At 51.9% G+C, this 4,030-nt stretch carries 3 protein-coding genes; 1 reads left to right on the plus strand and 2 read right to left on the minus strand.

The features are described from left to right. The coding region (locus HUX64_RS02585; RefSeq protein WP_174624682.1) for a WD40/YVTN/BNR-like repeat-containing protein at positions 1-1,653 on the minus strand (1,653 nt) is incomplete at its 3' end. A 761-nt stretch (positions 1,654-2,414) separates the two neighbouring features. On the opposite strand from HUX64_RS02585, the gene HUX64_RS02590 reads away from it, so the two are divergent. Then, a complete protein-coding gene (locus HUX64_RS02590) occupies positions 2,415-2,825 on the plus strand; it encodes a polyhydroxyalkanoate granule-associated phasin (protein ID WP_174624683.1) in 411 nt (136 codons plus the stop codon). Positions 2,826-2,984: 159 nt separating this feature from the next. Here the strand turns inward: HUX64_RS02590 and HUX64_RS02595 are convergent, their stop codons facing one another. After that, entirely contained in the window at positions 2,985-3,707 is a 723-nt protein-coding gene (locus tag HUX64_RS02595) for a hemerythrin domain-containing protein (RefSeq protein WP_217426411.1), read from the minus strand. Positions 3,708-4,030 lie beyond the last annotated feature (323 nt).

The raw sequence follows: 4,030 nt of genomic DNA on the forward strand, positions 1-4,030 counted from the left end.
GCCTTCCCTGGTTCCGGCATATAAAGTTGTTGAATTGAAGGGATCAATGATGAGAACAAAGGTATTTCCAATCAGCCCAGCATTTGCATCCTGCCAGCTGGCGCCGCCGTCCGTGCTCTTGATGACGCTGCCCTCAAGGGTGGCATAGAGCGTGGCCGGATTGACCGGATCAATAGCGATGGCTTCTACATACATATATTGGCTGAAGGCGGTGGAGTAAAGGGGGGGCTGCCAGCTGGCGCCGCCATTGCTGCTCTTGTAGACGCCCCCTCCGGGAGCTAAGCCGACATACAACGTGCTGGAATCGACTGGATCAAGGGCGAGTGCAGCAACGCGGGAACCAGACAAAGAGTTAATAGCGTGCCAGCTATCGCCGCCATCGGTGCTCTTAAAAACGCCAAAGTCGGTTCCGAGATATACGGTTAAGGGGTGAACAGGATCAATGACAATGGCTGATGCGTATAAAATAGATGTCGGTCCGGCGTTGATAGCCCGCCAGCTGACGCCGCCGTCGGTGCTCTTATAGAGGCCAACGCCATTAGCGATGGTATACACAGTCATCGGATTGATGGGGTCAATGGCTAAATCAGAGATAAATAAGCCAGTCAGCCCGGAGTCGATAGCCTGCCAACTCGCGCCTCCATTGGTGCTTTTGAAGATACCGCCATTAGTAGCCGCATAGAGGATCGATGAGTTCAAAGGTTCAATAGTGAGGTTTAATACCGAGAAACCAGTTAGCCCGGCGTTGATAGCCTGCCAGCTGGCGCCGCCGTTGACGCTCTTGAAGACATCGCCATTAGCGATGGCGTACACAGTCATCGGATTGATGGAGTCAATGATGAGAACAAAGGCACTTCCAATCAGCCCAGCATTTGCATCCTGCCAGCTTGTGCCTCCATTGGTGCTCTTAAAGAGGCCAACGCCATAAGCGATGGCGTACACAGTCATCGGATTGATGGGGTCAATGGCTAAATCAGAGATAAATAAGCCAGTCAGCCCGGAGTTGATAGCTTGCCAACTGGCGCCGCCATTGGTGCTTTTGAAGACGCCGTCCGAATCGGTGCCGGCATACAGAGTTGTCGGGTTCACAGGATCAATAACAATATCAGAGACGGTGAATTCAACCAGTCCGGAGTTGATAGCCTGCCACCTCGCGCCGCCGTTAGTGGTCTTAAAAACGCCGCCATAACCGCCGGCGTATAGGGTCAACGGATCGAGAGGATCAATAACGAGAGTAGTAACGGCAAAGTCAGTCAGCCCGGTGTTGACTGCTTGCCAACTGGCGCCGCCGTCGGTGCTTTTGAAGACTCCCGCCGCCTCAGTGACGACACTGGCATATAGGATTTCGGGGTTAACGGGGTCAATGGCAATGGCAGAGATGAAGCGACTAGGCAGGCCGCTATTGATAGCCTGCCAGCTGGCGCCGCCGTTGGTACTCTTGAAGATGCCAGCCGAGTTAGTGCCGGCATAGAGAATCATAGGATCACTGGGATTGACAACCACAGTGTTAATCGTTCCCCCTTCCGGTCCAATAGCTGTCCATTTGTTGATGCCCGCCTTGGCTGTGCCTGCAAAACCGCCCGCCAAGAGCAAACAGATGCAGATCAGGACTTTGGCGTTATATTTAGTTGTGCTATGCTCAAGCACGGTCATGACTCTGTTCATACCACCTCGCAGCCGCCGTAGCGATGTTTTGACTGATAAGAAGCAACCCTGCCGCGCCTTTCCAACTGTCACCCTCGGCAGTCCACCCGAGGTCCGGAAATCAGGTCAGGCTCCGTGATTTTCCATTCTTGTTTGGCACTGATTATGCCTGGAGATTAAACCTAACATACCTTGGGTCAAACATCAATTATGATTCTCTTCCAGAGCATGGGTATCTACCCCGATGCCTGCGCCTTCTCCCTTAAGCGAGAAGGCTGGCTTGAAGGGTATAAATAGTTGATTTTATTATCCTCTATTCACCCTCTCTATCAGGAGAAGGAGTAGAGTGAATTGGCAACTTTTTTGTGTTTAAAGCAATAAGGAAACATCCCTGCGGGATGAAGCCAAGGATTGGGAAGGGCTCTGCATCCCCTTCCCAATCCGCGCCCGAGAAAGCAACGTCGCTTCGCTTGTTGCGGGGCGCTCCTTTCGGCCTGAAGACCGAGGTCTAAAACCAGCAAGGAATATTGTGACTTAAATAGAAGTTACGCATTGACGCCTGATTGAAATTGGGGTTTGAAGTCCAATGGTACGAAAACGTAGGTTTCTGCACAGATGCTCCCGCTAGTACAAGGTCCAGGCTTGTTAGCTTGTCTTAAAGCATGAGGTATGCGACGGTAGGCTTCTTATAAGACCTTAGATATCCTATATATCAGGTTAGGCACCACAGGTACTCGTTCTGTTCACCCGCTCTCACCTGGAGAATCGATATGGTTACTCGACGTCATCGAAAGTCTAAATCCGTCGCCGTAAAGTCTGCAGAGCTGGCCTTGGCGGTCCCGCAAGTAGTTGCCCATCGGCTCATACGCATGGCCCTGGCCGGGCCTAAGCTCTCTAAGCGAGACCGCAAGGAATTCCAGCTCATGGTCAACGAAAAGCACGCTGCCTTTGCCCAAGCCTGGAGTGCTATGGCCAAGGAAGCTTTTCGCGCCAATCAAGCTACGGCAGCGTCCCTGTTCACGGCCTTTTGCAATCCGTTTTCGCGAAAAAAGCCATCAGCTGCTAAAGTGGCGGCCAAAGTTCAAAAGGCCGCAGCGGGCGTGCTGGGCAAAGGGCTGGGGCCGGTTCATCGCAAGGCCGCCTCAAACGCGAGACGGCTTGCTAAAACCAGGCTCCGCTGAAGAGGGGGCGGAGAACCCTTCATTCAACAGAACGCCTGGCCGCGCCCGTTAATTAGAACGTTGAGCGGAGTGGGCGATCGCATCGATAAACCCGAATGACAGTAAGCGATCGATTTACTTATTGCTGTCAACGGATGACGGGTCATAGGCGTACCCCACTTAATCTAATTTCGGCGTAAAGCTGGCCAGATCATTAAGACCGAGCATGCGCTCAAGATCGCCCACTTCAGCGACGATCTTCTCGAAACCCTCCTTGCCAAACAAGGCGTGTTCCTTGTCTTCGAATTCCTCGCCCAAGGCGGCATATTCATGAGTGGAAACGAGAAAACGAAAAGCCGGGAACAGCACTGTATCTTCGCGTGCGGCATGAGGTCGGTACATGCGGACGAACTTGCGCAGGGTGTTGCTCAGTTTGTCCCGTTCTGCCGGCGTCTTAACGGTCTGGAGGGTGGTTCTCTTGATGACATCGGTCAACTGGCGTCCGACTCGATGCTGGATGCGCAGTACCTGCACGAGATCGATCAATTTCCCGGCTTTCTCGAAACGTGGAAAAATGTAGTCTTCTTCCAATTTTTCATGATAATCCTCAAGAAAGCGGCGGACCAGATCGGCTCCTTTCGACAAGACTTCGGGCGGGAAATCGGCGTTTTTTGGCAGACGCCGCCACAGGATTTCGTCGTAAATAAGCAGAATACGGTCGAGCACGCTATGTTCGCGCATCAGGTCCTCCACCGGAGACACTTCTTCAACCGTATCTGGCTTTTTTTGTTTTGTGGCGTCTTCTCGGGCAAAAGCGAAAGTTGACTGTGTAAATACCGCCGCGCCACAAGCCAAAGTACCAACCTTTTGCATAAATTGCCTACGTGGGGTGTACTGCATCATGGTCAATCTCCTCGTTATGTTAGTCAAATGTATTGTTCAGAAGTGGTGTCATTTTCAGAAGGCGACTGCACGGAATATCAGGAGTCGGTGCACTGGCTGTTGGAACTACTTCTTATGGGTGCGTTCAATGTGTAGAACAGCGTCAAGCAACGCTAATGAATTGCCTGCATCGGATGCGTAGACTGTGCGTGTCCTTGAGTCATATATGGACTCCTCCCCAATTGCAAGCCAAGTTTTTACAGAAATTGATGTTTCCAACAGAAATCAAGATTGCAGCCATATATTCGGTCTCTTGGGAGAGGTATTTAACCTCTGGACCCTGA

Source organism: Candidatus Methylobacter favarea (assembly GCF_902806695.1).
GTDB lineage: Bacteria > Pseudomonadota > Gammaproteobacteria > Methylococcales > Methylomonadaceae > Methylobacter_B > Methylobacter_B favarea.

Excerpts from the sequence above, each read along its gene's own strand:
- HUX64_RS02590 (WP_174624683.1), top strand. The coding sequence starts at position 2,415 with ATGGTTACTCGACGTCATCGAAAGTCTAAATCCGTCGCCGTAAAGTCT.
- HUX64_RS02595 (WP_217426411.1), bottom strand. The coding sequence starts at position 3,707 with ATGATGCAGTACACCCCACGTAGGCAATTTATGCAAAAGGTTGGTACT.